The 24,490-nt window shown below is 66.7% G+C and carries 25 protein-coding genes; 18 read left to right on the forward strand and 7 right to left on the reverse strand.

Annotated elements, in window-relative coordinates; translation table 11 throughout:
• Positions 1 to 46 precede the first annotated feature (46 nt).
• Together O0880_RS09985 and O0880_RS09990 are read left to right on the forward strand one after the other, a co-directional pair.
• Positions 47 to 559, forward strand: coding sequence for a hypothetical protein (locus tag O0880_RS09985; protein WP_289886242.1), 513 nt, complete (start codon positions 47 to 49; stop codon positions 557 to 559).
• A gap of 52 nt (positions 560 to 611) precedes the next feature.
• Positions 612 to 1,133, forward strand: a complete 522-nt coding sequence (locus O0880_RS09990) for a hypothetical protein (RefSeq protein WP_289886243.1) — start codon at positions 612 to 614, stop codon at positions 1,131 to 1,133.
• A 3-nt stretch (positions 1,134 to 1,136) separates the two neighbouring features.
• Here O0880_RS09990 and O0880_RS09995 read toward each other — a convergent pair whose 3' ends face one another.
• Complete coding sequence (locus O0880_RS09995; RefSeq protein WP_289886244.1) at positions 1,137 to 2,060, reverse strand: LysR family transcriptional regulator; 924 nt, start codon at positions 2,058 to 2,060, stop codon at positions 1,137 to 1,139.
• A gap of 153 nt (positions 2,061 to 2,213) precedes the next feature.
• Here O0880_RS09995 and O0880_RS10000 point away from each other — a divergent pair, with 153 nt between their 5' ends.
• The 4 genes from O0880_RS10000 to dcd all read left to right on the forward strand — a co-directional run bounded on the left by O0880_RS10000 (position 2,214) and on the right by dcd (position 5,267).
• Complete coding sequence (locus tag O0880_RS10000) at positions 2,214 to 2,975, forward strand: TSUP family transporter (RefSeq protein WP_071326384.1); 762 nt, start codon at positions 2,214 to 2,216, stop codon at positions 2,973 to 2,975.
• 34 nt (positions 2,976 to 3,009) lie between these two features.
• Positions 3,010 to 3,705, forward strand: coding sequence for an HAD family phosphatase (locus O0880_RS10005; protein ID WP_289886246.1), 696 nt, complete (start codon positions 3,010 to 3,012; stop codon positions 3,703 to 3,705).
• Positions 3,706 to 3,763: 58 nt separating this feature from the next.
• Complete coding sequence (locus tag O0880_RS10010) at positions 3,764 to 4,564, forward strand: alpha/beta hydrolase (RefSeq protein WP_071323268.1); 801 nt, start codon at positions 3,764 to 3,766, stop codon at positions 4,562 to 4,564.
• 133 nt (positions 4,565 to 4,697) lie between these two features.
• Positions 4,698 to 5,267 carry a dCTP deaminase gene (dcd, locus tag O0880_RS10015; RefSeq protein WP_034755486.1) on the forward strand — a complete coding sequence of 190 codons (570 nt, stop codon included), beginning with the start codon at positions 4,698 to 4,700 and terminating at the stop codon, positions 5,265 to 5,267.
• Between the two features lie 38 nt (positions 5,268 to 5,305).
• On the opposite strand, the gene O0880_RS10020 is transcribed toward dcd, so the two are convergent.
• On the reverse strand, positions 5,306 to 6,538 hold the full coding sequence (locus tag O0880_RS10020) for a PrpF domain-containing protein (RefSeq protein WP_289886251.1): 1,233 nt from the start codon (positions 6,536 to 6,538) through the stop codon (positions 5,306 to 5,308).
• Between the two features lie 159 nt (positions 6,539 to 6,697).
• Between O0880_RS10020 and O0880_RS10025 the strand changes: the two genes are divergently transcribed.
• The gene (locus O0880_RS10025; protein WP_289886252.1) at positions 6,698 to 7,039 is read left to right on the forward strand and encodes a FlxA-like family protein; all 342 of its coding nucleotides are present in this window, start codon (positions 6,698 to 6,700) and stop codon (positions 7,037 to 7,039) included.
• 43 nt (positions 7,040 to 7,082) lie between these two features.
• On the opposite strand, the gene O0880_RS10030 is transcribed toward O0880_RS10025, so the two are convergent.
• Positions 7,083 to 8,588 (reverse strand): ATP-binding protein, encoded by a 1,506-nt coding sequence (locus O0880_RS10030; protein ID WP_289886253.1) that lies wholly within the window; start codon positions 8,586 to 8,588, stop codon positions 7,083 to 7,085.
• 3 nt (positions 8,589 to 8,591) lie between these two features.
• Positions 8,592 to 9,281, reverse strand: coding sequence for a response regulator transcription factor (locus O0880_RS10035; RefSeq protein ID WP_289886254.1), 690 nt, complete (start codon positions 9,279 to 9,281; stop codon positions 8,592 to 8,594).
• A 217-nt stretch (positions 9,282 to 9,498) separates the two neighbouring features.
• Here O0880_RS10035 and O0880_RS10040 point away from each other — a divergent pair, with 217 nt between their 5' ends.
• Genes O0880_RS10040 through O0880_RS10050 form a run of 3 tightly spaced genes read left to right on the forward strand, consistent with a single transcriptional unit; the run spans position 9,499 to position 11,061 of the window.
• Entirely contained in the window at positions 9,499 to 10,044 is a 546-nt protein-coding gene (locus O0880_RS10040; protein ID WP_289886257.1) for a periplasmic heavy metal sensor, read from the forward strand.
• A gap of 25 nt (positions 10,045 to 10,069) precedes the next feature.
• A complete protein-coding gene (locus O0880_RS10045) occupies positions 10,070 to 10,234 on the forward strand; it encodes a hypothetical protein (RefSeq protein ID WP_289886258.1) in 165 nt (54 codons plus the stop codon).
• Entirely contained in the window at positions 10,192 to 11,061 is an 870-nt protein-coding gene (locus O0880_RS10050; RefSeq protein ID WP_289886259.1) for an intradiol ring-cleavage dioxygenase, read from the forward strand. The genes O0880_RS10045 and O0880_RS10050 overlap by 43 nt, the downstream gene beginning before the upstream one ends.
• Before the next feature lie 11 nt (positions 11,062 to 11,072).
• Here the strand turns inward: O0880_RS10050 and O0880_RS10055 are convergent, their stop codons facing one another.
• Together O0880_RS10055 and O0880_RS10060 are read right to left on the reverse strand one after the other, a co-directional pair.
• On the reverse strand, positions 11,073 to 12,518 hold the full coding sequence (locus O0880_RS10055; RefSeq protein WP_289886260.1) for a DUF1501 domain-containing protein: 1,446 nt from the start codon (positions 12,516 to 12,518) through the stop codon (positions 11,073 to 11,075).
• A gap of 9 nt (positions 12,519 to 12,527) precedes the next feature.
• A complete protein-coding gene (locus O0880_RS10060; protein WP_289886261.1) occupies positions 12,528 to 14,357 on the reverse strand; it encodes a DUF1800 domain-containing protein in 1,830 nt (609 codons plus the stop codon).
• Positions 14,358 to 14,775: 418 nt separating this feature from the next.
• On the opposite strand from O0880_RS10060, the gene O0880_RS10065 reads away from it, so the two are divergent.
• From O0880_RS10065 to O0880_RS10100, 8 genes are all read left to right on the forward strand, one after another.
• Complete coding sequence (locus tag O0880_RS10065; protein WP_289886262.1) at positions 14,776 to 15,348, forward strand: hypothetical protein; 573 nt, start codon at positions 14,776 to 14,778, stop codon at positions 15,346 to 15,348.
• 63 nt (positions 15,349 to 15,411) lie between these two features.
• Positions 15,412 to 16,101 (forward strand): hypothetical protein, encoded by a 690-nt coding sequence (locus O0880_RS10070; RefSeq protein WP_289886263.1) that lies wholly within the window; start codon positions 15,412 to 15,414, stop codon positions 16,099 to 16,101.
• A gap of 4 nt (positions 16,102 to 16,105) precedes the next feature.
• Positions 16,106 to 17,461 carry a hypothetical protein gene (locus O0880_RS10075; protein ID WP_289886264.1) on the forward strand — a complete coding sequence of 452 codons (1,356 nt, stop codon included), beginning with the start codon at positions 16,106 to 16,108 and terminating at the stop codon, positions 17,459 to 17,461.
• A 10-nt stretch (positions 17,462 to 17,471) separates the two neighbouring features.
• Positions 17,472 to 19,634, forward strand: coding sequence for a hypothetical protein (locus O0880_RS10080; RefSeq protein WP_289886265.1), 2,163 nt, complete (start codon positions 17,472 to 17,474; stop codon positions 19,632 to 19,634).
• Positions 19,635 to 19,654: 20 nt separating this feature from the next.
• Positions 19,655 to 20,722 (forward strand): aminotransferase class I/II-fold pyridoxal phosphate-dependent enzyme, encoded by a 1,068-nt coding sequence (locus O0880_RS10085; protein ID WP_289886266.1) that lies wholly within the window; start codon positions 19,655 to 19,657, stop codon positions 20,720 to 20,722.
• Complete coding sequence (locus O0880_RS10090; protein ID WP_289886267.1) at positions 20,706 to 21,560, forward strand: hypothetical protein; 855 nt, start codon at positions 20,706 to 20,708, stop codon at positions 21,558 to 21,560. Before O0880_RS10085 ends, O0880_RS10090 begins: the two co-directional genes overlap by 17 nt.
• A 29-nt stretch (positions 21,561 to 21,589) precedes the next feature.
• The gene (locus tag O0880_RS10095) at positions 21,590 to 22,240 is read left to right on the forward strand and encodes a hypothetical protein (protein WP_289886268.1); all 651 of its coding nucleotides are present in this window, start codon (positions 21,590 to 21,592) and stop codon (positions 22,238 to 22,240) included.
• 25 nt (positions 22,241 to 22,265) lie between these two features.
• On the forward strand, positions 22,266 to 23,000 hold the full coding sequence (locus O0880_RS10100; protein ID WP_289886269.1) for an amidohydrolase family protein: 735 nt from the start codon (positions 22,266 to 22,268) through the stop codon (positions 22,998 to 23,000).
• Positions 23,001 to 23,017: 17 nt separating this feature from the next.
• Here the strand turns inward: O0880_RS10100 and O0880_RS10105 are convergent, their stop codons facing one another.
• Positions 23,018 to 24,397, reverse strand: a complete 1,380-nt coding sequence (locus O0880_RS10105; protein ID WP_289886270.1) for a sigma 54-interacting transcriptional regulator — start codon at positions 24,395 to 24,397, stop codon at positions 23,018 to 23,020.
• Between the last annotated feature and the right edge of the window lie 93 nt (positions 24,398 to 24,490).

A 24,490-nucleotide genomic window follows, 5' to 3' on the forward strand; every position in this document is an offset into this window, starting at 1 on the left:
AGCGTAGCGGCGCGCGGCGCTGCCTGACGATGCTGAAAGGATAAGGATGGCGCTGTTTAACTGGTGGAAGAAGGAAGCGGCTATGCCGCAGCTCGGCTTCGAGGAGCGGATTCGTTCGCAGAGTACGCAGGCGACGTCCCGGCAGTTTGACTTGCAGGGGCGGCAGACTGACGCCGTTCGCCAGCAACATCCATATCTATTTCATGTGACCGACGCGGCAACGGCCGAGGCCATCGTAAACTCGCAGCAACTGCAGGGCATTTTTTCCTACGTTACGCTTTCCCAGGAATTGCAAGGCGCGGCACAACAGGCGGAAAGAAAAGGTTGTGCGCTGATTTTTCAATTCCAGGGGCTGTCGATTGTCGGGGACGCTCCGTCAACGAAAGCGAAGGAGGTGGCTTACCACCATGTCGGTTCCGAGGGCTATGTGGAGACGTTTATTGCTCACGGCACATTGGCACAGCTTACCCTCGTCGCGATTTCATTTCGGGGAGAGGCGCCGCTCTACGATGTCGCCTGGGTGCTGCATGCGCCGCTGGCCGTTTACGTGAAAAAATAGCCGCCATGATTGGACACGCCGGGCCAGCCGCCGCGATGAGCAAGGAGCATGAATGACGCACCCCGGCACAACTTACCTTGTCCGCCTGGCGCAGGCCGCCGACATCGACGCCATCACCTCCCTGTTGCAAGCCAACTCTCCTTCGCACGGCGGCAGCCTGACGGGCGAGTTTCCGCGCGACAAGGTGGCTGCCATGGCCGATGGCACGTCGCCCGTCGTCGTGGCGCGGCGCGTGGCCGATGGGCCGGTCGTTGGCGTGCTGTTCAGTGCGGCGATAGCCACCGCGCAGGCGCCCGTAGTGCTGGCCATGCTGGCCGCGTACGCGGGAGGAAACGGCGCCTATGTGTACGGCCCCGTCTGTATTGCGGAATCGGAACGGGGGCAGGGCTTGCTGGCGCTGCTGTATGCCGCCTTGCGCGAGCAGCAACAGGGCGCGGAAGCGGTGCTGTTCATCCGGCGCGACAATCTGGCGTCGCTGCGCGCGCATGCACGGCTGGGCATGCGCGGGGTGGCCGGGTTTGTCTTCGATGGCGCCGAGTTTGCCGTGTATAGCGATGCGATCGTCGCGCAATAGTCGCTAACTTATGCGTTCATCGGGTATGTCCAGTCCCCGCTGCCGCACGTATTCGAGGAACAGCCGCGCCCCCTTGGCCATGCGCGAGGTGCCGTACACGGCGTGGATGCTGGGGTCCAGCTCCTTTGACGAAGTCAGCCGGTACGCCGTGCAGACGCGGCGCAGGGTGCCGGCGGCCACGGCGGGTTCGGCCAGCCAGCTGGCCAGGCGCACGATGCCGGCGCCTTCCAGGGCCGCCTGGAAGGTGGCGATGCCGGAGGTGAAGCGGAAGCGCGGCTGCACCTGGTAGCGCACGTTGCGCTCGTCGGAGACGAAGTGCCAGTCGCGCAGGATGCGCGGCGCCGAGTGCATGATGACGTCATGGCTGGCCAGCTCTTCGGGCTCTTCGGGCGCGCCCATGCGGGCTATATAGTCGGGCGAGGCGTACATGTAGCGGCGGTAATTCCACAGGGGATAGCCGATCAGTTCGCTGGACTGGGGAAAGGCGCCGCGGATGGCGAAATCGAGCTTTTCCTGGATGGGGTCGATCGACTTGTCCGAAAAATGGATGTCCACCGACACGTTCGGATAGTCGCGCGAAAACTGTGCCACGACTTTCGGCAAAAAGCCCAGCGACAGGATTTCCGGCGCCGAGAGGCGCACCCAGCCTTGCGGCGAGTTGCTCAGCTCGGCCAGCTGATCTTCCGCCTCGGCCTGCGTTTCCAGCAAGTGCTTGGCCGATGCGTAATAGGTTTCGCCGGCCGTCGTCAGGGTGAACTGTTTTTGCGTGCGCAGGATCAGCTCGGCGCCGATGGCATCCTCGAGAAACTGGATGGCGCGCGTGACGGCCGACGGCGAGCGTCCCAGCATGCGCGCCGCATGGATGAAGCTGCGCTTCTCGACGACGGTGCAGAAGGCGCGGATTTCCCACATCAGTTTCATCGACATCGTACGGCCCCGGCAGCAAAAGAGGCCAGTAGACCGCACGGGGCGCATTCCGTCAAGCGTTACGCCTGATTGCGTTTTCCGCAATATGAAGTTGCATCCAGAAAAATGCCCTGCGCCTATACTGCCCCTGTTGCCCATTTCCTGCTGCCTATCATGCTGACCATTTCGCTGCTGTGTTTATTTGCCTTCTTTGCCGGCCTGATCGATGCCGCCGTGGGTGGGGGCGGACTGATCCAGCTGCCGGCCCTGTTCAACCTGATGCCGAACATGGCGTCCACCTCCTTGCTGGGCACCAATAAGCTGGCGTCGGCCTGCGGCACCACGTTCGCGGCCCGCTCCTTTGTCGGCAAGGTGCATATCCCGTGGCTGCTGGTGCTGCCGGCCGTGGCCAGCGCCTTCATCATGTCCTTCATCGGCGCGGCCGCCGTATCCTATGTGCCGCAGCAGGTGGTGCGTCCGATGGTGCTCGTATTGATCATCATCATGGCCATCTACACCTTCATCAAGAAGGATTTCGGCACCACGCGCGAGGCGCGTCCCATCGGCGGGCGCGAACGCATCCTGGCCATCGTCATCGGCGGCGCCATCGGCTTTTATGACGGTCTGTTCGGGCCGGGCACGGGCAGTTTCCTGATCTTCCTCTTCATCCGCGTCTTCGGCTTCGATTTCATCCTCGCTTCGGCCTGCTCGAAACTGGTGAATATCGCCACCAACGTGGCGGCGCTGGCCTTCTTCATTCCCGCCGGCCACGTGGTCTACGCCGTGGCCGCACCGATGGCCGTGTGCAATATCCTGGGCGCCCTGACGGGCACGTGGATCGCCGTGCGCCGTGGCGCCGCCTTCGTGCGCATCCTGTTCCTCGTGCTGCTGGTGTTGCTGATCGTGAAGCTGTCCTACGACATTTTCTTCAAGTAATCAGTTCAAGTAAGCATTTAAGCCGAACCTCGCCATGAAAACCATCCAGGGTGTGCTGTGGGACAACGATGGCGTGCTGGTCGATACTGAACAGCTGTTTTATGAAAGCAACCGCGACTTGCTGTTGCCCTACGGCATAGACCTGACGCCGAAGCAGTTCTTCGACTGGTTCCTGGACAATAACTATGGCGCCTGGCATGTACTGCTGGGGCAGGGCCACGATATCGCACTGGTCGACCGCCTGCGCCTGGAACGCAAGCGGCTGTTTGCCGACCGTTTGCGCCAGGCGCGCCGCTTGGCCCTGCCGGGCGTGCAGCAGGTGCTGGCAGCCTTGCGTCCGCATGTCGCGATGGGCGTCGTCACGAGTGCATATGAACAACATTTCGAGATCAGCCATGCCACCACGGGCTTGCGCGGGCATTTCGACTTCGTGCTGACGCGTGAAATGTACCTGGAAAGCAAGCCGGCGCCCGATGGCTATCTGCTGGGCTTGCAGCGCCTGGGCCTGGATGCCGCCCACTGCGTGGCCGTGGAAGACTCGCCGCGCGGCTTGCGCGCCGCCAACGCGGCCGGCCTGGAGTGCATCGTCCTGCGCAACCAGATGAACCGTCACCACGCGTTTGACGGCGCGTTTTGCGTGGTCGAGTCGATGGCCGAGCTGGGCGAAGTGCTGGCCTCGTTCGTGCCGGGCATGGCCGTGGAGCAGCGGCAATTAGAGGCCTTCCTCTGATACGTCTTGCCGGGCTGCCATTACAATTGCCTATCGCATTTACCGGCCCAGCCCCACGATGACACTCCCGCAGCTGCACTTTGCCCACGCCAACAGTTATCCCGCCGGCACTTACCGCAAGCTGTTCGGCTTGCTGGGCCAGTATTTCCAGGTACAGGCCCTCGACATGCACGCGCACGACCCCGCGTATCCCGTCAGCACGGGATGGCCCGAGCTGGTGCGCGAGTATATCGACGACCTCGAGCGCCGCTACACGGCCCCCGTGATCCTCGTCGGCCACTCGCTCGGCGGCATGCTCAGCGTGATGGTGGCCAAGCGGCGACCCGATCTCGTGCGCTGCGTGGTCTTGCTCGATTCGCCCGTCGTGGCCGGCTGGCGCGCCTTGCTGGTGCGCCTGGCGCGCAACACGGCGCTCGGTGAGCGCTTCTCGCCGGCACGCTTTTCCGCCAAGCGGCGCAAGCTGTGGCCCGATGCGCAGGCTGCGTATGAGCACTTCGCGGCCAAGGACATGTTCGCCATCTGGGCGCCGCAAGTCTTGCGCGACTACATCGCCAGCGGCCTGGCGCCGCATCCGGACGGGGTGCAGCTGCGCTTCACGCGCGAAGTGGAAACGGATGTGTACCGCAGCTTGCCGCACCATATCGGCAGCCTCGTGCGCGATGGCTTGTCCGTACCGATCGGCTTTATCGGCGGCACGGCATCGGTGGAATGCCGTCAGGCGGGCTTGACGGCCACGCGCAAGCTGGTCGGTCCGTTTTTCCGCCAAGTGCCTGGCGGCCATTTGTTCCCGATGGAAAACCCCGAGCTGACGGCGCAGGTGGTGCGCGAGATGATCGCTGCGTTGCTGGCGAAACACTAGACTATTGGCAATGATTTTCAGGGGGCAATGGCCAACGGCGGTGGATTTTCGCGTAAAATCCTGCCATCCGGGCCGCGCCTGCTTAAGGCGTGCCGCCCCAGCCATTCCGATATTCTAGAAAGATGCCCCTGCGATGACGATTAAAAGCGATAAATGGATACGCCGCATGGCGGAAACAACCGGCATGATCGAGCCGTTCGAGCCGGGCCAGGTCAAGGAACGCGACGGCAACCGCATCGTGTCCTACGGCACGTCCAGCTATGGCTATGACATCCGCTGCGCCGACGAGTTCAAGCTGTTTACCAACATCAATACCACCATCGTCGATCCCAAGGATTTTGACGCGAACAACTTCGTCGACGTGTCGGGCAAGGGTTATTGCATCATTCCGCCGAATTCGTTCGCGCTGGCCCGCACGGTCGAGTATTTCCGCATTCCCCGCAATGTGCTGACGATTTGCCTGGGCAAGAGCACCTATGCGCGCTGCGGCATCATCGTCAACGTCACGCCGTTCGAACCGGAATGGGAAGGTTATGTGACTTTGGAGTTTTCCAACACGACACCGTTGCCGGCGAAAATCTACGCCAACGAAGGCGTGGCGCAAGTGCTGTTCTTCGAATCCGATGAAGTGTGCGAAACGTCGTACAAGGACCGTGGCGGCAAGTACCAGGGCCAGGTCGGCGTCACCTTGCCAAAAACCTGAGCGACGGCGGGCAGGCGCCAGTCCTGCCTTGTGTCTGCTTAAAGCTGTTTCAGCAGCCAGGCTTTCAGCGGCGGCGATGCCTGATACAGCGGAACATGGCCGCGCAGCAAGATTTGCGTGCTGCGCCGGTAAGCCGCGCTGCGGATGGCCAGTGTATCGCCATCCTGGCGCGCCACGATGCTGGTGTCCAGGATGCCGGCCGGATTTTCTATGCCCACCGCGATTTCCGCCTCGTCCGCTCCCGCGGCCGGCAAGCCGCGCGCCAAGTCGTGCGCCACCGTGCCTGGCATCAGGCAGGCGGCCGCCAGGCAGCAGCCGCCCGAGACGGCCAGCGAAGCGTGGCCCGCCTGCGGCGTAAAGTAACGTACAGCAATATTTCCCTCTCCCGACGCCGGCCCCACGATGCAGAACTTGGGGATGGTTTCGCTGCGCCCGAGTTCATCCAGGCTCATCGGCTGGCCATCGCCCCGCCGCAAGCCCATCAGTTGCCCCGCCGCGCTCCACACCTGGCGGATGGCGTGCATGAAAGCCGCGTCCGCTTCCAGTTCCGCGATGGACTCGCGCGCCGTCTTGCCGAACTGGCTGGCCAGCGCGATGACCATGGGCACGGCCACATCCACGCACGAGGCGTCGTAGCCGAGCACCTTATCCTGCGCCTTGCCCGTCGGTAAGAGCTTGCCCGTCTTGGCGCCCACGGGTTGCTGCAGGAACAGATCGACGCGGGGAAAGCTGCCGGGCACGCCGGGTATGCCGGTCGCCGCAAAGCTGCCGTCCGGTTCGCGCGCCATGCGCGAGGTGGTGATGACGCCCGTGTTGGTGTTGCGGATGTCGATGGCGTGCGGGCCGATGGCCAGCGCCTCGATGACGCCGCTATCGAGGCCCCACAGTTGCAGGGCGGATGACATATTGCCGCAGTTCACGCTCCAGTCGATCCCGGCATGGCCGCCGGCCAGTTGCGCCAGGGTGCTGACGAGGCGCGGCTGGCCCGCATGCTGTTCCACTTCGACAAGAAAGACTTTATTGCTGGTCGGTGCGCCGCGCCCCAGCCCCGTGATTTGCCGGTTGCCCGGCAACTGGCCGGACAGGGGCGCGCCCATCAGGTGGCGCAGCAATTCCTCGCGCAAGGCCAGGTCGGCCGGCACGGACGCCGCGTGCAAGACCAGGCCCGTCGAGGTGCCGCCGCGCATGTGATGGACGGGAAACTCGATGACGCCGCAGCGCAGGCGGGGCAGGAAGTCGGGCAGGGCGGGCAGCAAGGATGTCGTCATCATTGATCAAGGCCAAGGAAGGGGAGCCCCAGTGTGCCAGTTTTGCATGCCGGGAGGCAAGCGTGCGCCGGAGCGGCGTCTTTACCTGGCTTTACACGCGCGCCACTACATGCGCAGCTGCCCGTGCCGTTAACATTGGTATCGACACACACAGGAGGCATCATGGTAGCGGCAATCGGTACAGGCGGCGCGGTCAGTGCCGCGGGAAGCAGCAGTTCGGGCGGCAGCTCGCAAATCGCGGCGCTGCAAAAGCAGATCACGGCGGCGCAAAAGGAATTGACGGAGTCGCAGAAGGGCGAGCAGACGGAAACGTCGCAAAAGCTGCAGCAGCAGCTGGCGCAGCAGATCCAGGCCTTGCAGGCGCAAATTGCCCAGTTGCAGGCCGCCGCCGCGCAAAAGGCGGCCCAGCAAAGCATGCAGGCGGCCGGCAGCGCCGATACGGCCACCAGCCCGGCCGCATCGGCCTCGTCCACCCTGGGCAGCATCATCGATACGCAGGCGTAACAGGGCGGCTGGCCATCCCCTGCGCCAGGCTGGCCGTGATGGCTCAGCCTGGCGTTTTCACGGGCAGCAGCATTTCCACGCACAGCCCGCCGCCGTCGCGCAGGCTGGCCCCGATGCGGCCGCCATGGGCGCCGATCACGTGCCGGGCGATGGCCAGGCCCAGGCCATGGCCATCCGTGCTGTGCCGGGTAGGGCTGGCGCGGAAGAACGGTTCGAAAATGCTGGCGAGGTCGGCCGTGGCCACGCCCGGCCCCCGGTCCAGCACGGCGATGCGCAGCATTGCCTGCCTGCCATCGTCTTGGCGCGACATCGCCACGTCCACCGTGCCGCCGTCCGGGCTGTGCTTGACGGCATTGCGCACGACATTTTCCACGGCGCGCGCCAGCAATTCCGGCTGGCCCGTGACCATGGCGTCGGCGCTGGCCGCGTCGCCCGCCACGGCGATGGCCACCTGGCGCGCCCCGGCCTCGTAGCGGGCGTCTGCCACGATATCGTGCACGAGGTCGGCGATGGCGACGTCTTCGCTGTGCGGTTGCGCGGCGCCCCCCTGCACGGCGCCTGCTTCCAGCCGGGACAGGGTCAGCAGCTCGCCGATCAGCTTGTCCATGCGCTCGCTTTCGCGTTCGATGCGCTGCATCGAGGCGGCCATCTTTTCCGGCTGCTGGTGGGCCAGGCCGATGGCCGCCTGCAGGCGCGCCAGCGGCGAGCGCAGCTCGTGCGAGACATCATGCAGCAGGCGCGTCTGGCTATCCATGAGGTGGCGCAAGCGTCCCGTCATGCGGTCGAAATCACGGCCCAGGTCCGTCAATTCGTCGCCGCGCTTGCTGCTGGCGTGGAAGCGCGGCGCCAGGTCGCCATGCGATGCGGCCTCGAACGCCTGCCGCAGGTCGCGGATGGGACGGGCAAAGTACCAGGCCAGCAGGAAGGCGAACAGCAGGCTGGCGGCGATGGCGGCTGCGAGGGGAATGAAGGTGCGGTAAGGACTGTCCAGGCGCGGGCCGGGCGGCGGGCCCCGTTCGAACTGCGGGCGCGGCGGCGCGGCGCCTGCTGCGCCGGACCGTGGCCCTGGCGGCATGCCGCGCGGACCGCTCATGGTGACGGCATTGAGGGTATCGCGCGCGGCGCCTGCCTCGGCATTGCGGAAGCGTTCGGACGAGGGCAGGAACAGCAGGTAGCGCTTGCCGTCGCTGCCGCCCGCCTCGCGCACGACGGGATGCGACTGCGGCTGCGCCAGCAAGGTGCGCGCCTTGAGCAGCATGGCGGGGTGGACATTGCGTCCCATCAATTCGTGCCCTTGCGCATCGACGGCAAACACGCGCAGCCGCTCCATCTTGCTGAGGAACTGGAGCAGGGCCCCGCTGCCGCCCGCTTCCAGCGTGGCGCTGGCCGCTTCGATGGCCATTTGCGCGGGCGGGCTGGTGTCGATGTCGAGCGCCCGTTCCTGCAGGGCGGCGCGGTTTTTCAGCCAGAAGGTGCCGCCGATGCCGATGGTGGCCGTCACCTGGGCCAGCATGATGCACAGGAAAAACTTCCAGAACAATCGGCCCACGGCTTACTCCTTGATCAGCTGGTAGCCGAGCCGGTACACGGTTTGCAGGCAGGAGCGGCCATCGGCCAGGCTGCCCAGCTTGCGGCGCAGGCTGCTCAAATGCACGTCGATATTGCGGTCGAAGCGGGCCATGGGCCGCCCCAGGCCCAGTTCCGACAATTGATTCTTGCTCACGGGCTTGCCCGCGTGGCGCACCAGCACTTCCAGCAGGTTGAATTCCGTGCTCGTCAGTTCCAGGTGCGTGCCGGCCCAGGCGGCGCGGCGCTGCTCCGGCCACATCGTCAGCTGGCCCACGGCCAGCGGCGCCGTGCCCCCGTTGTCGTGCGGCGCCGCCTGCGCGCGGCGCAGGATGGCGCGGATGCGCGCCGTCAGTTCGCGCGGCGTGCATGGTTTCGTCACGTAATCGTCGGCGCCCAGTTCCAGGCCCACGATGCGGTCCGTGTCGTCGCCGCGCGCCGTCAGCATCAGGATGGGCAGGTTGCTGCCGGCGCGGATGCGGCGCAGCGTTTCCAGGCCATTCATGCGCGGCATCATGACGTCGAGGATGGCGATCGCATACTTGCCCGACAGGGCTTCTGCCGCGCCGCTTTCGCCGTCGTGCACGGCCTTGGCGTCGAACCCTTCCTGCGTCAGGTACTCCTGGAACATGCCGACCAGCTCGACGTCGTCGTCGATTAACAAAACCTTGCTCATGCCTGTACTTTTTCGGTGGATATCGCCCGATGATAGCAGCCAAACGCGGGTGTTCACGGCCGTTTTACCCACTTTTACATGCCGGCGCGCCCGTTCCTGCGACCATTCCCGCCCACATGCCTGCTTACATTCCTTTACACGCTTTTACGCCGCCCTAACGCTGCTTTACATGGCGGACGCCGACAATCAAGGCTGATCGCCACGAAAGGAATGTCCCATGAAATACCTGAGCATAGTCGTCTCCCTGTTGCTGCTGTCGGCCTGCAGCATGCCGCTCGTCGCCCTGGCCCAGCAGGCGACGGCTTCCGACGGCCCGCCGCCGCATCCGATGGAGGGCGCGCCGCCCGGAGCCGGACGCGGTCCCGGTCCCGGTCCCGGCTTCGGCCACGGTGCCGGGGCGGGCTTGCCGCCATTCCTGCGCGGCGTCGAGCTGAGCGAAGCGCAGCAGGACAAGGTCTTCGCCGCCACTTATGCCCAGGCGCCGCTGCTGCGCGAACAGCACAAGATCGCCTTCAAGGCCCATGAGCAGCTGCGCGAACTGGCCGCCTCGTCAGCCTATGACGATGCCAGGGCCGCCACGCTGGCGAACACGGCGGCCCAGGCGATGGCGCAGATCAGCTTGCAACAGGCGCGGCTGGACCAGCAATTGCTGGCCGTGCTGACGCCGGAACAGCGCCAGCAGGTGGAGCGCCGGCGCGAAGACGGCCCCGGACCACGCGGCCAGGCCGTTGAGCGCGTCCAGTCGGCTGCGCGCCAGCGCTAGGCTGCCCGATACAGTGGCCTGAACCATGGAACGCCAGTTCGCCCTTGCTGTCAGGAAAGCGCTCGCGGAACGGGCCGTGCAAGCCCTGTTCCTGTGCGCCAGCCTGAACCCGGCATTGGCGGGCTTGCCCCACTTGATGGAGTATTTATGGACTTACATGACCACGGTCTGGCATCCGACCTCGAAATGATGGCTGCGCTGGTGGCCGAGCGGCGCCAGGTCTTGCGCTGGCTGCTGGCGGGCGCGGCCGGCTTGCCCCTGATCAGCTGCGGCGGCGGTTCCGACGCCGGCACGACGGCCGTGGCCGGCAGCGGCGCGGGCGCGAACGGCGCAGGCACGGTCGCGACGCCCACCGTCCCCGCCACGGGCGCCTGCGTGGTGATCCCCGAGGAAACGGGCGGGCCGTATCCGGCCGACGGCACGAACACGCATGGCGGCAGCATCGTCAACGTGCTGAACCAGTCGGGCGTCGTGCGCAGCGACATCCGTGCCAGCTTCAACGGCGCCACGGGCGTGGCGGCCGGCGTGCCGTTGACCATCAACTTGCAATTGCTTAACGCCAGCGGCGGCTGTGCCAGCCTGGCCGGCTACGCCATTTACCTGTGGCATTGCGACCGCGACGGCCTGTATTCGCTGTATTCGAGCGGCGTGACGGCGCAGAATTACTTGCGCGGCGTGCAGGAAACGGACGGCGCCGGCACGCTGAGCTTTACAACCATCTTTCCCGGCTGCTACGCAGGACGCATGCCGCACGTGCATGTCGAGGTCTATCCCAGCCTGGCGAAGGCGGCCAGTGCCGCGAACCGCATCAAGACGTCGCAGTTTACGTTCCCTATGGCAACATTGAACGAGGCCTATACGGCCAGCGGCTACACGGCCAGCGTGCGCAACCTGGCGCAGATCAGCTATGCCACCGACAACGTCTTCAGCGACGGCACCAGCCTGCAGATGGCGACGGTGACGGGCAGCGCCACGGATGGCTATGTCGTTACCCTGAGCATCGCCGTCAACGGCTAGGCGCCCAGTGTTCAGGCGGCCATGAAGCCCAGGTCGCGCCGGCTGAAGTTGCCGATGTTGGGGAACACGCTGGCCAGCTGGCTGTCGGCCACGCCGAACCACCTGGCCAGGGTGGCGCCGTACTGGTCCACCGACGTGGTGGGCAGCAGGGCGCCGGAGCCGACGTCGAGTTCATGGCCCACGCCCGTGGTGGGGAAGGCGCCGTAGATGTCGCGTCCCTTCACGGCGCCGCCGACGACGAAGTGGTGCGCGCCCCAGCCGTGGTCCGTGCCGTCGCCATTGCTGCTGAAGGTGCGGCCGAAGTCCGACGCCGTGAACGTCGTCACCTGGCGCCGCATGTCGGCGCCCTGCAGCGCGGCCAGGGCCGTGTCGAAATACGCGAGCGCATGCGCAACGCGCGCCATCAGGTCGGCATGCAGCGCCTTTTGCCGGTCATGCGTGTCGAAACTGCCCAAGGTCACGTAAAACACCTGGCGTTTCGCGCCCAGCGGGCCGCGCCCGCCGATGATGCGCGCCACCGTCTGCAATTGCACGGCCAGCGGATTGGCACCGGACGCGCCCGTGTTCGGATTGACATAGGGCGGGGGATTGGGCACGCCGCCCGGGCCGGCCGGCAGCATGGCGCTACTGAGGATGCTTTGGCTGGAGATGGCGCGCCCGACCGTGGCCACATATTCCTGTTCCATCATGTCGCTGCCGGCCGTCGTGATGATTTCGCGCAAGGCCGCTGGTCCCTGTGCCGTGCCGAACAGGCTGCCGCTGAGGTTGATATTGCGTATCGGCACCGCCCCGGCCTGGCCCACCTGGAACTGGCGCACCTGGCGCCCGCTCAGGAACAGCGCGTTCGATGCCGCGGACACGGCCGTGAACATGGCGTTGCTGTTGCCGGTGCCCACCAGGTCGCCCAGGCGACCGCCCCAGCCCACGCTGGCCCCTTCGGGCAAGCCCGACTGCCAGGTCGATTGCTGGTCGTTGTGCGAAAACAGCTTGGGCGGCAAGGCCACGCTGCCCGCCTTGTATTGCGCCAGGGTGACGGGCTGGATCAAGGTGCCCACATTGGCGACGACGGCGGCGCGGCCGTCATCGAACAGGCTTTTCAGCGGCCCCAACGCGGGATGCAGGGCAAAGCTGCGTCCCGCTTGCGCGGTGGCCGGCACGATGGGCAGCACGCCACCGGCTGCGCCGACGGCGGGCAGGTGGATCGAATCATTGCCGCCCGTGTTGCGCAGGCGCAGGTATTCATTCCAGGAAGGCGTATCGGTCGCCAGCACCGTGTTGAAGGCATCGTTGCCGCCGGCCATGAACAGGCATACGAGCGCCTTGTAGTCATCGGCCGACTGGGCGGCGGCCTGGCCCATGGCGGCCAGGTTGAGGGCGAATGGCGCGGCTGTGCTGCCGGCCAGGCCCAGCATGGAACCGAGGAAGCGGCGGCGGGAAAAAGGGGGGAGTTGGGACATGCGGCTTCCTTATTTCTGGACCAGGTATTCAGGCGAGGCCATCGACAGGAAAATGGCCAGGCGTACGCGGTAGGTTCGTGCGAGATTGACTTGTGCGGCATTGCTGCCGTTGGCGGCCGGAATCGGCACGCTGTTGACTGCGGACAGGATGGTGCCGCGCAGCTTGGCCGACATGTTGCCGGCCAACAGCAGCAGGTCGACGCGGTCGAGCAAGGCCGCCGGCTGGTCGGCCAGGGCCAGTTCGGCCGCATAGTCCGCCTTCACTTCGGCGCTTTCTCCCACGCCGCCGCTGATGGCATCCTGGATGAAGTTCAGATAGCCGGTGACGGACGGCTCCGCCGTGATCTGCATTTCCGGCGCCACCAGGCCCGCAGTGGCCAGCGGCGAATTGGGCGGCACATAGCTGGGACGGAAATAATTGAAGACGGATGGCGCATTCATGGGATTCTGGCCCAGGCCCGTGAGCGGATCGCTCAGATAATAGATGCGGTATTGCGAAGCGGCATCCTTGGCGTTAAAGGCGCGCATCCAGTTGCCCAGGCGTACCAGCGGTTCACGCAGCTTCCCCGTGCGCAAGGTCGTGCCGGCCGGGGCCAGCGCTTCCGGATCGAGCAGCACGGCGCGCAGCACGGCCTGCATGTCGCCGCGCACGCCCGCGCCATTGTTGGCAAATGCGGCGGCGACCCTGCCTACATAGGCGGGGCTGGGATTGCTGGTGACGAGGCGCTGGATCAGCTGGCGGCCAAAGAAGGGTCCCGTGTTCGGATGGTTGAACAGGGTGTCGAGGGCTTGCGCCAGGTCGGCTTCGCCGCTGGTCGCGCCCGAAATGCTGACTCCCAAGAAACGTTTTTCACCGGTGGAGTGGAAGGCCGCGTAATTCTGCATCGGTTTCCAGTCGCGGTCCGGGTCGGCAACGCTGCCGTTGAAACGGTTGGCGCCCTGGTCCGGGCCGGCCCAGCTCCAGCCCGTAAACACCTTCGCCAGGCCGCTCACGTCGTCGCGCGAGTAGGTGTCGATGGGTTTACCGCCGGACAATTTCAAGCTGCCGTCCGCGTTCAGTTGGTACAGGCCGATGGTAAATAATTGCATGACTTCGCGGGCGAAATTTTCATCCGGCGTACGCGTCGCCGATTCCTTCTGATTGCGCAGGTGCGACAGGTACAGCCCCATCATCGGGTGCGTGGCGACGCCTTGCAGCAGCGTGCGGAAGTTGCCGAACGCATGTTGCCCCAGCATGTCGTAATAGCTGGCAACACCCCGTGCGTGCGGCCACACGGCTTCGTTTTGCGTGGAAATGACAAAAATTTCCGACAAGGCGAATGCCGTGCGTTGCCGCAGCTGGTCGTCGCCGCGCACGGCCTGCTGCCAGAACGTTTCATAGAAATCCTGCGGCAAGGCCTTGCTGGCTGTCGCGCCCGCCGGTGGAAACTTCGCATCGATATATTTGCGATGCAAGGTTTGCGGCCTGGAAAACTGATATTTGAACCAGGCGTCGCTGTCGCTGGCGGCCAGCGCATCGATGGCCGCCATATTCGGGCCGAACGTGGCCCGGCCCAGGAAGCGCGACGCCTGCTGGCGCGTGAAGGTCGTCGCCTGCACGGCGGGTGGGATGGTCAGCGGTGGCGGCGGGACGGTTTCCCCGGGGACCGCCGGCTCGCCCGGCGTCACATCCGGGGGCGGCACCACCGTGACGGGCGGTTCCACCGTTGCCGGCGGCACCACCGAGACATCGGGTTTCTGTACCGGGGTAGCCGGGCTGTCGCCACCACCGCCACAGGCGGCAAGCAAACTCAGGAGTGTTACGGTTGCGAATAAGCGGCGCAAAGTAGGGGAGATCATTTAGTTTCTTTATGGCAATCAAATTCTGACCTCGTAATTGTAGAGCTTACTTACTGGAAGTGCGTTCTCAAAAGAATATTTATGTCTTGTCCATCTTTTAAATTGATAAGTTTTTTGGCGAAGTTGCCGGATGATCTGCTCAATTTGAGGGAACTTTATTTTTTGTAAATGGAAAAATATTTTTGCGTGCACGCCTACTTGTGGTCGATGCATGACGTAAAAATTCCCTCGAATTAAGCTTGTTTAAAAAATCATGGACACAGCGAAAATAGCTTCGCCGGAAACCATGGTTTTTACGCCATCGGCGAAACGCCGTTCGCCGCCGCGCCCTCCATTCCCCCGACTCCCTGCTGGCACGGCCCTTGCGACAACAGGGCATGGGCCGCGTGCCTTCCCTTGTGTTTTGCCGGAGCCTGCCATGACCAGCCGCCTGCTTGCCTACCGTCCCGAAATGGAATTGCCCGAGTCGCCGGGCACGCTGCCCTTGCAGCACGAGGATGAACTGGCGCTGGCCGCGCAGCTGCTGGAAGTGCCGGCGCCGGGGCGCTTCGACGCTTTCCTCGCGCGCCAGCTGGCGGGCACGGTGGCGGGGCGGCAGGTGCGCGGCACGCCGCTGGAAAGACCGCTGCGCCAGTTGCTGGGCAGGGTGGTGGCGCCCATGCTGCCCCTGCATGGCGGTTCCGCGCAGGCGCTCAGGCAGCGTGCCGCGCACATCTTCGGCATGGAACTGGAGGGACTGAGTCCGGAAGACAAGGAATTCGAACTGGCGCGCCATGTCGTGCATCTGATCGACGCCGTCAATACGGAGCTGGCGCGGCAAGGGCGCGCCGCCGCGCGCACGCCGGCGGCGCGGGTGGAGGCAGCAGTGCTGCAAGCGGCGCGCACCCTGGCGCCAGGCTTGCTCAAGCAGGCGGCGCAAACGCCAGGGCCGGGGCGGGACGGTGGCTACTGGCGCCGCGAAGGCGGGCACATCGTCGTGTTCGATGGTTAGCCGGGTGGTCATGCCATCCGGCACGGTAGGGTCAACTGAGGTTTCAACTTTTAGGAGTTCATCATGCATGACATAGATCGTACGACCCTGGAATATGGGCAGGAGATGTCCGGCTTTGAGGCGGAACAGTTCGAATTTGGCCAGGGCGAGTGGAGCGGCGAGGGTGGCTCGAACGCCATGTTTTCCGAGGCGGAAGAAATGGAGCTGGCCAATGAATTGTTGTCGGTCAGTAATGAGGCCGAACTCGAGCAGTTTCTCGGCAATTTCCTGCGCAAGGCCGCCTCCGTGGCGGGCGGCATCATCAAGTCGCCCGTGGGCCAGGCCATCGGCGGCGTGCTCAAGGGTGTGGCGAAGAAAGCCATTCCGCTGGCTGGCGGCGCCATCGGCGGTTATTTCGGCGGCCCGCTGGGCGCCAAGATCGGCAGCGGCCTGGCCTCGGCCGCCGGCAGCGCGCTGGGCCTGGAGGCGGAAGCGTCATCGAACGAGGACCGCGAATTCGAGGGCGCCAAGCAATTCGTGCGCCTGGCCGCCGATACCGTCAACCGCGCGGCCCAGGCACGCGGTTCGGGCGATCCGCGCGCCATCGCCCAGGCGGCGGCCAGCGCCGCGGCGCGCCAGTTCGCGCCCGGACTGCTGGCGCGTCCGGGCAGCCAGGTCGCCACGCAGAACGGCGCCGGCAGCCAGGCCGGCATGCGCCCGGCCAGCGGCCGCTGGGCGCGGCAGGGCCACAAGATCGTCCTCTACGGCGTCTGAGATCATGGCCATCGGCGCTTACGCTGCCTGGATGCTGGCGCAGGAGGCGCGCTCGCTGCTGACGCGGCTGGCGCGGCTGGAGCCGTTCGCGCTGATCGAGCCGACGGTGCTGGCGGCCGCCCTGATGCCCAGCGCCCAGTCGGCCATCGAAAGCCAGCTGGTGCAGGGCCGGCGCGAATTGCGGCGCATGGTGGCCCAGTTCCAGTGGTGGCTGCGGCGCGAGCAGGCCGACGGCGCCAGCATGGCCACGGCCGCCGAGGCGCAGCGCCGGTTTACCTTCCTGCGCCTGAAATTCAATGCCGCGCTGACCCAGTTCGACCTGTTCAACGAGGTCATCACGCAGCGCAGCGAGCACAAGACGGGCGTGTGGCTGGCCGGCCTCGACATCGTCGCCGCCGACGCGCTGGCGCTGCCTGGCGACGTGTACCAGGCGCCGCCCGTGATCTGCTACCTGGACCGGGGGCCGGGGGCGGCCATCCGCCGCGCGCGCACGCGCCTGCCAGGCGGCGGCGACAATCCCGTTGCCATCATCCGCCTGCCGCGCGAACGCATGATCGGCAGCAGCATCGCTTCTTCGCTGGTGCATGAGGTGGGGCACCAGGGCGCGGCGCTGCTGGACCTGGTGGCTTCGCTGCGGCCCGTGCTGCAAGCGATGCAGCATGGCGGCAGCGGCGCCGTGCACGTGTGGCAGCTGTGGGAACGGTGGATCTCCGAGATCGTGGCCGATTTCTGGTCGCTGGCGCGCGTCGGCGTGGCCGCCACCCTGGGCCTGATCGGCGTCGTCAGCCTGCCGCGCGTGTTTGTCTTCCGCCTCAACGTGGACGATCCCCACCCGGTGCCGTGGCTGCGGGTCAGGCTCAGCTGCGCCATGGGCCGGGCCCTGTATCCGCACCCGCAATGGAGCAGCCTGGAGCAGCTGTGGCTGTCGTACTACCCGCTGGCGGGCCTGCCCTTGTTCCAGCAGCGGCTGCTGGAGCAGCTGCAAGCGAGCATGGCGGCCCTGGTCGGCCTGCTGGTGCAGCACCGGCCACCGGCCCTGCGCGGCGCCTCGCTGGCCGAAAGCATGGCAGTGCAGGCACGCCAGCCGGCCAGGCTGGGCCATTTGTTTCGCAGCTGGAACCTGGCGCCCGGGCAGATGTACGAGGCCGCGCCCACCCTGGTGTTTGCCGTGCTGGGCCAGGCGCGCGCCAGCGGCAGCCTGAGTCCCGAAGACGAAAGCGAGCTGCTGGGACGCCTGCTGACGCACTGGGCCTTGCGCAGCACCCTGGACACGTCGGAACTGTGCGCCGATGTCGTGCGGCATGGCCGTCAGGCTGGCGGGACGGTGCCGCCCCCGGCATCCCGTTTGATTATCCATTGAGGAGAATGACATGAGCAGCAAGATGAGCAGCAAAATGAGCGGCAAGGGCGGGGCGGCGGGCCAGGCGGGCCCGAAAAGCCGGGGCGGCAGCATCGCCGTCACCGTGCACGAGCACGATAGCGGGGTGCGGGTCGTCAACGCGGCCGTCAGCCTGTACCGGGGGCTGGATGCCGATTGCCATAATTTCAATGCCGCCACGTGGGTGGCCGATCCGGCCATGCTGGTCGGCGTGCGCTGGACCGATGGCAATGGCTGCACCGTGTTTTCCGACCTGGCGACGGGCAGCTACGTGGGGCGGTACGGCAATTTTCCGGCCACGGCGCCCCAGTGCGTGACGGTGCAGTCCGGCTGCAGCGCCGTGCTGTGCTTCAAGCCCCAGCTCAACCCGCAGGTGGGGCTGACGTTTGAAACGGCCGACTGCCACCCCAGCGACTGCAATTTCGGCCGCGTGGGCGACCGCGCCATCGCCAGCGTGTCGTTTGACGGCGATCAAAGCGCCGATGGGCGCGACCTGGTGCAGGTGCTGGCCGCCTCGCCGTGGGTGCCCATGCGCGGCACGCCAAACGCGTTTTCCACGCCCGTGCGGCGCGCCGGCATGCACCGCTTCGGCGCGCAGATGATGCTGTCGCAGCGGCCGGAGCTGCTTGGTGCGCTGCCCGTGCCGGAGGGCCTCAGCCCGAACGCCATGCTGGCCGTGGATGCCGATTACGAGACGGAAGAGCGCCAGCCATCGCCGATCACGGGCAATGTGGGGGTGTCGCTGACGCGCACGGAAACGGAGCCGACCGAGGATTTGCCGCTGTGGACCCTGATACGCAACAGTACCGAGGCCATGTCGTTTACGAACTACCTGCATTTCATGGACAGCCTGTTCTGCGGCGACCTGGCGAGCGTGCGCGGCTTCGAGCAGGAACGCTTCGTCAAGAAGGCCGACATGTTCCAGCAGCTCAAGCAGCGCCGCGCGCTGCCGTTTTCCGATTCCGATTCCTACCGCGTGCTGAAAGTGGCGACGGAAGCGTTCGTGATGGTCAATTGCGGCGTGCTGAACCAGCCGCTGGCCTTCAATCCGGCCGAAGACAACGCATACCTGGACCGGCGCGACATTCCCCAGGGATGCGACCTGGAAACCGTGCTGCGCAACGACTACCTGGAAAACATCGACGGCGTCCAGACCTTGCCGTATCTGGCCGTGATCCGCCGCAAGCTGCCCGACATCCCGATCAGCATCCCGCGCGGCCAGGAAGGCGAAGTGGACCTGTGCTTTGGCATCATCCAGGAAAAGCTGGCCAATCCCTGCCTGCTGGAACTGATCTGGTCGTACTGGCATGAAGAGGGCATGCTGGTGCAGACCATGAATGCCATCACGCAGCGCTTCCAGAACCTGCGCGCGCCCGGCGGCGGCCTCGACCCGCTGTCGAATACGGAAATCGACATGCTGCGCCCGCTGAATAACTTGCTGTGGGGGTACACGCAAGATGAGCAGCACCGGCTGACCGTGGTGCGCCGCAATTACGAGTACGACCACCATTACGGCGTGCGTCTCGACGGCAAGGCGGTCCAGCACTTCCGGCCAGCCGACAGCCGCTCGAAGTTCCTCGAAGCCTTCCACCACCTGCTGCGCCTGCTCACCTCGTTCTACAAGCAGGACGACGACACCACCGTCAAGGCGGACGCCTTCCCCGTGCTGAATGCGCTCAAGGAAATCCATTTGATCCTGTCGCAGGGCGCGCACAACCAGTTCGGCGACTTGCCATCGACGGCGCGCATCGAGATGCTGATGCAGCAATGGATGCTGGCGCGGCCCGAATTCCGCGAATTCCTGCCCACGCGCGTGATGGTGGCGTATCCGGAACCGTGGATGGACCGCGTCGACGCCATGAAGAAACTGCAAGGCTGGACCGATACGAGCGTGATGCACTTCCGCAACCTGGCCATCTTCGGCGAACAGTTGCTGCTGTCTGTGCGCTATGGCAACTGGAGCGACATCTATGAACCGACGCAGGCGTTCAACTGGGCACGCTTCTGGCGTCCGCAAGTGCAGGGCTACATCCACGGCTACCGTGCCGCCACCGGGGTCGACCTGTCCGTCGACAGCAGCGACCCGGTGGTCGAAGCGACCATGCCCTCGGTGCTGCTGCGCCAGCGTTTGAGCCAGCAACTGCGCAGCGTCTAGGGTGGGAGCGGGGCGGGTGCATGCTCGACTTTACCAGCGCCCTCTACCTGGGCATGCGCCACCCCTCGGCCCAGCTGGCGCCGTGGAGCTGCCTGACCCTGGGCCAGCCGGCGGCCCTGCGGGAGCCGCCGGGCGCGCAGGCGGTGGCGGCCGACCTGGCGGCGCTGCAGGGGTGCGAGGCGGCTTGCGTGCTGCCGTCGACGCTGCACCTGTTCTGGGACCTGTTCGGCATGCTGGCGGCCGAACGGCTGGTGATCCTCGTCGACGGCGGCAGTTATGCCATCGCGCGCTGGGGCGCCGAGCGCGCGCAGGCGCTGGGCTTGCCGCTGCAGGTGTTTCCGGCCGGCGACGTGGTGGCGCTGCGCCGGCTGGCGGCGGCCTGGGGCAATGGCGGGCCGGCCGCCAGGCGCGGCGGCCGGCGGCCCCTGATCCTGGCCGATGGCTATGTGCCCGGCAGCGACGCGGCGCCGCCGCTGGCCAGCTACGCGGCCATCGCGCGGCACGGTGGCGGCTACCTGCTGCTGGACGATACGCAGGTGCTGGGCGTCTCGGGGCCGCACGGTGGCGGTTCGGCACGGCAACATGGTTTGCGGGACGGACACGACGGCGATGGCGGCCACCTGCTCATCGGCGCTTCGCTGGCCAAGGGCTTCGGCGTGCCGCTGGCCGTGCTGGCGGGCAGCGCCAGCCTGCTGCGGCGCTTTGCGGCGCAGAGCCAGACGCGCGTGCATGCCAGTCCGCCATCGGCGGCCGTGCTGGCGGCGGCGCGGCGGGCGCTGGCGCTCAATGCGCGGCATGGCGATGCCCTGCGCGCCAGGCTGGCGGCCAATGTGGCGCAATGGCGGGCCGCGATGGCGGCGGCCGGTATCGCTTGCCGTGGCGGCAGCTTTCCCGTGCAGCGCCTGCCAGGCCGCGCCGGCCTGCAGGACGCCTTGCGCGAGGCCGGCGTGCTGGCGCTGGCGCAAGCGGGGGGCGGCAGCGGAGCACTGACTTTTTTGTTGCGGGCGGACCATGCACCGGCGCAGTTGGCGCAGGCCATGGCGCTACTTGAACATCACACGAGGAGGCGATATGAACGAGGCATTTGAAATGCTGTCCTTTGTGGGGCAGCCTCAGGCAACTGGCGGGCAGGAGCAGGAGTGGGCCGGCGAATGGGCGACAGAGTGGGCAGGGGAGTGGATCGGGGAGGACGAAGGCGAGTGGGAAGGCGAGCGCCCGCGTCCCGGCGGCCCGCGCGGCGGCCTACGCAGCGGCGGCCTGCGCGCGCGCCCGCCGCTGCGCGGACAGCGCCGTCCCGTGCCGTCGCGCTACCAGGGGCGCCGTCCGCCGCGCCCGCCGCCGCCCTTGCCCTACCTGCCGCCGCGCTTCCGGGGCTGGGGCGGCAATGCGCCCGTCTATCCGGCCATCTATCCGGCGGCCTATCCCGTGCCGGAGCCTGCATTTGGCGACCAGCAGGCGCCGGATCAGGCGCCTGACCTGGATCAGGGACAGGACCAGGGTAGCGCGGACGATGACCAGCAACAGGGCGAAATCCCGCCCACCCTGGCCGGCACCCTGGGGCGGGTACCGGAAGCGGCTGCCTTGCGCTACCAGGCGCTGGGACCGCTCGCCGACGCCTTGCGCGATCCGAATGGCCGCGGCCCCGGGCTGTATGTGATCGAATTCGATGCGGGCGGGCGCCGCCGCGCCTACAGCGGGCAGACGGACGACCTGCACCGGCGTCTGCTGCAGCACCGCCTGTGCAGCCAGATGATGGGCGTCGACCTGAGCATGCACCAGGTGTACGTGGCGGCCCTGTCCTCGGCGGCGCAGCGGCGCCGCATCGAGCAGCGCATCCACGACGACATGTTTGCCCACCAGCGCGGCGTGCTGACCAACCAGCGGCGCGAGCTGGAACTGGCCGTGCTCGGTGAATTGTGGACTTGAAGCGCCCTAACTCAGCGAAGGAGAGCATCATGCACCGACTCGAATGTGAATGCGCGCAATGCCGGCAACGTGCCGGCGCCGCGTTTGAAGTGCTGGAATTCGGCCAGGACTGGCCCGGCAAGGGCAGCGCTGCGGCCATCATGAGCGAAGAGGAAGAGCTGCAACTGGCCATGGAATTGCTGGAAGTGTCCAGCGAGGACGAACTCGACCAGTTTCTCGGCAAGGTCTTCAAGAGCGTGTGGAAAGGCGTCAAGAAGGTGGGCTCGACCATCGCCAAGGTGGCCAAGCCCCTGGGCGGCGCCTTGAAAGCCGTGGCCAAGACGGCCTTGCCCTTTGTCGGCGGCGCGCTCGGCTCGATGATCCCCATACCGGGCGTGGGCACGGCGATGGGCTCGGCCCTGGGGCGGGCCGCCAGCAATGCGCTGGAGCTGGAAATGGCGGCCGGGGCGCCAGCCGACCGCGAACTGGAGATGGCGCGCCGCTTCGTGCGCATCGCGGGGCAGGCGGCGCGCCTGGCCACCGAAGGCGATGGCAGTCCGCGCGCCGTGGAAAGCGCGCTGACGCGGGCCCTGCACCAGCAATTGCCGCACTTCCGTTCGGCCGCGCCAGACAGCGAGGACGAGAGCGGGCGCTGGCGCCGGCGCGGCAACCGCATCGTCGTGATGGGCGACTGGAATTGAGCGGCCAGCGGCCGGGGAGGGCGGCGTGGTTCCCGTCATCGACTGCCATTGCCATGCCGGTCCCGGCGACGGCTTGAGCGGACCGTGGGACAGCGATGCGCCGCTGCAAGCGTACCTGCGCCGCGCGCGGGCGGCCGGCATCGCCCGCAGCGTGCTGTTTGCCACCTTCCATTCCGATTACGCCATCGCCAACCACGGCGTGGCGCGCCTTGTCGCCGGCGATCCGCAGCGCTACTACGGTTTTGCCTTCGTGCATGCGCGGCGCGACCGGGGGCGCATCATGGACCTGGTGCGCACGGCCGTCGAGCGCTACGGCTTTGTCGGCATCAAGGCGCACCGCCTGGACGCGCGCATCAGCGGCGAGCTCTGCGATGCGGCGCGCGCCTTCGGCTTGCCCGTGCTGTACGACCCGGCCGGCGAGGTGGCCGTGGCCGAATTGCTGGCGCAACAGTATCCCGACGTCAATTTCATCCTGCCCCACCTGGGCAGCTTCGGCGACGACTGGGCGGCGCAGCTGGCCTTGATCGATCACCTGGCGCGGCACGCGAACATCTACACGGACAGCTCGGGCGTGCGCCGCTTCGACTTGCTGGAGCAGGCCGTGCGGCGCGCCGGGCCGCACAAGATCCTGTTCGGCTCGGACGGGCCCTGGCTGCATCCGGGCCTGGAGCTGCACAAGATCCACTTGCTGAACCTGCCGCCGCTGGACGCGGCGCTGATCACGGGCGGCAATTTCTTGCGCCTGGCACGGCTGGCTTGAGGTGGATCAAGGGAGCATCAAGGGGCGGCCGGCGTGGCCGATGTCGCAGCCGCCTGCGCCGCGCAGGCGGCTGCCTTGCGGCGTATCTGCAGGGCGCGGTCGGTCACGCCCAGGCGGGCGGCGGCGCGCTGGTTGTTGCCGTGCTCTTCCGCCAGCACGAGGCGGATGGCCATGTCGGTGGCGCAGCGCGTGATGCATGACAGGCTCAGGGCGCGCCGGATGGCCGCTTCGAAATGCGGGTCGGGCCAGGGCGGCACCAGCAGCCGTTCTTCGGGCGGCAGGGCGCCGATGGTGATGGGGCCGGGACCGCAATGGCGGTGCCAGATGCGCGTGACCGTCTGGCGCAGTTCGCGCACATTGCCCGGGTAGTCACGCAGCAGCAGGTATTCGCGCACGGCGGCGTCGAGCGGGGGCGGCGACTGTTGCGCCAGTTCGGCCAGGAAATGCCGGGCCAGCGGCAGGATGTCGTCCTGGCGCTCGCGCAGCGGCGGTGTCTGGCAATGCCAGCCCGCGATGCGGTAATACAGGTCGGCGCGAAAGGCGCCGCGCGCCACTTCGCCCTCCAGCTCGCGGTTGGTGGCGCAGACGAGGCGAAACTGCGTCGGCTGCCAGCTGCTGCCGCCCACGCGCTTGTATTTGCGTTCCTGGATGGCGCGCAGCAGCTGCGCCTGCAGGGGCAGGGGCAGGGGCAGTTCGCCCACTTCGTCGAGGAACAGCACGCCGCCGTCGGCCAGGGCGAAGGCGCCGTCGCGCGCGCCGGCCGCGCCCGTGAAGGCGCCCCGTTCATGCCCGAACAGCTCGCTGCCGGCCAGTTCCGGCGACAGCGTGGTGCAGTCGAGGATGGTCAGCTCGCCCCTGCAGTTGCTGAGGCGATGGATCAGTTGCGCCAGTAAATCCTTGCCCGTGCCCGTCTCGCCCGTGATGAGCATCGACGCCTGGCTGAACGCGGCCATTTCCACCACATGGTGCAGCAAGGCATTCCAGGCGGCGCTGTCGCCCACCAGGTGCCGGCGCACGGCGCCTGATGCCAGCAACTGCGCCACCGCCTGCCAGCGCTGCAGCCGCGCCAGCACCTGGCCGGCATCGGCGCTGCCGGGCGGCCACAGCAGCACGTCGAGCGCGCCGGCCGCCATCACGGCCCGCTGTTGCGCGCAGCTCAGGGGCTGGCCGCAGGCGGCAATCGCCAGCACGCGCGCCCGTTGGCACAAGGCGGGCAGCGTTTGCAGCAAGGCCGCATCGGCGTGCGAAAACAGGATGATGCCATGGCCGTCGCGCTCGCTGTCGCGGTGCGGCACGATAGTTACCTGAGCCTGCTTCAAGGCTGCAGACAGCAAGGCGCCACTGCCAGCCGCCGCCTGCTGCACGATTTCCAGCCACACCTTGAGCGCCATAGCCATCCCTCCTCGAGGGCAGGAGTCGCCCATCTTAGGAGCACGTCACCCCAGCCGTTTGATCTGGCGCAAGCGTGCGCGGTAGCCGGAAATGAAAAA

This window comes from Janthinobacterium sp. SUN118, assembly GCF_030397695.1.
Classification (GTDB): Bacteria; Pseudomonadota; Gammaproteobacteria; order Burkholderiales; family Burkholderiaceae_D; genus Janthinobacterium.

Excerpts from the sequence above, each read along its gene's own strand:
- O0880_RS10000 (WP_071326384.1), top strand. The coding sequence starts at position 2,214 with ATGCTGACCATTTCGCTGCTGTGTTTATTTGCCTTCTTTGCCGGCCTG.
- O0880_RS09985 (WP_289886242.1), top strand. The coding sequence starts at position 47 with ATGGCGCTGTTTAACTGGTGGAAGAAGGAAGCGGCTATGCCGCAGCTC.
- O0880_RS10035 (WP_289886254.1), bottom strand. The coding sequence starts at position 9,281 with ATGAGCAAGGTTTTGTTAATCGACGACGACGTCGAGCTGGTCGGCATG.
- O0880_RS10025 (WP_289886252.1), top strand. The coding sequence starts at position 6,698 with ATGGTAGCGGCAATCGGTACAGGCGGCGCGGTCAGTGCCGCGGGAAGC.
- O0880_RS09995 (WP_289886244.1), bottom strand. The coding sequence starts at position 2,060 with ATGTCGATGAAACTGATGTGGGAAATCCGCGCCTTCTGCACCGTCGTC.
- O0880_RS10050 (WP_289886259.1), top strand. The coding sequence starts at position 10,192 with ATGGACTTACATGACCACGGTCTGGCATCCGACCTCGAAATGATGGCT.
- O0880_RS10070 (WP_289886263.1), top strand. The coding sequence starts at position 15,412 with ATGCATGACATAGATCGTACGACCCTGGAATATGGGCAGGAGATGTCC.
- O0880_RS10045 (WP_289886258.1), top strand. The coding sequence starts at position 10,070 with ATGGAACGCCAGTTCGCCCTTGCTGTCAGGAAAGCGCTCGCGGAACGG.
- O0880_RS10090 (WP_289886267.1), top strand. The coding sequence starts at position 20,706 with ATGAACGAGGCATTTGAAATGCTGTCCTTTGTGGGGCAGCCTCAGGCA.
- O0880_RS10060 (WP_289886261.1), bottom strand. The coding sequence starts at position 14,357 with ATGATCTCCCCTACTTTGCGCCGCTTATTCGCAACCGTAACACTCCTG.
- O0880_RS10040 (WP_289886257.1), top strand. The coding sequence starts at position 9,499 with ATGAAATACCTGAGCATAGTCGTCTCCCTGTTGCTGCTGTCGGCCTGC.
- O0880_RS10080 (WP_289886265.1), top strand. The coding sequence starts at position 17,472 with ATGAGCAGCAAGATGAGCAGCAAAATGAGCGGCAAGGGCGGGGCGGCG.
- O0880_RS10105 (WP_289886270.1), bottom strand. The coding sequence starts at position 24,397 with ATGGCTATGGCGCTCAAGGTGTGGCTGGAAATCGTGCAGCAGGCGGCG.
- O0880_RS10085 (WP_289886266.1), top strand. The coding sequence starts at position 19,655 with ATGCTCGACTTTACCAGCGCCCTCTACCTGGGCATGCGCCACCCCTCG.
- O0880_RS10075 (WP_289886264.1), top strand. The coding sequence starts at position 16,106 with ATGGCCATCGGCGCTTACGCTGCCTGGATGCTGGCGCAGGAGGCGCGC.
- O0880_RS10065 (WP_289886262.1), top strand. The coding sequence starts at position 14,776 with ATGACCAGCCGCCTGCTTGCCTACCGTCCCGAAATGGAATTGCCCGAG.
- O0880_RS10020 (WP_289886251.1), bottom strand. The coding sequence starts at position 6,538 with ATGATGACGACATCCTTGCTGCCCGCCCTGCCCGACTTCCTGCCCCGC.
- O0880_RS10055 (WP_289886260.1), bottom strand. The coding sequence starts at position 12,518 with ATGTCCCAACTCCCCCCTTTTTCCCGCCGCCGCTTCCTCGGTTCCATG.
- O0880_RS09990 (WP_289886243.1), top strand. The coding sequence starts at position 612 with ATGACGCACCCCGGCACAACTTACCTTGTCCGCCTGGCGCAGGCCGCC.
- O0880_RS10010 (WP_071323268.1), top strand. The coding sequence starts at position 3,764 with ATGACACTCCCGCAGCTGCACTTTGCCCACGCCAACAGTTATCCCGCC.
- O0880_RS10005 (WP_289886246.1), top strand. The coding sequence starts at position 3,010 with ATGAAAACCATCCAGGGTGTGCTGTGGGACAACGATGGCGTGCTGGTC.
- dcd (WP_034755486.1), top strand. The coding sequence starts at position 4,698 with ATGACGATTAAAAGCGATAAATGGATACGCCGCATGGCGGAAACAACC.
- O0880_RS10095 (WP_289886268.1), top strand. The coding sequence starts at position 21,590 with ATGCACCGACTCGAATGTGAATGCGCGCAATGCCGGCAACGTGCCGGC.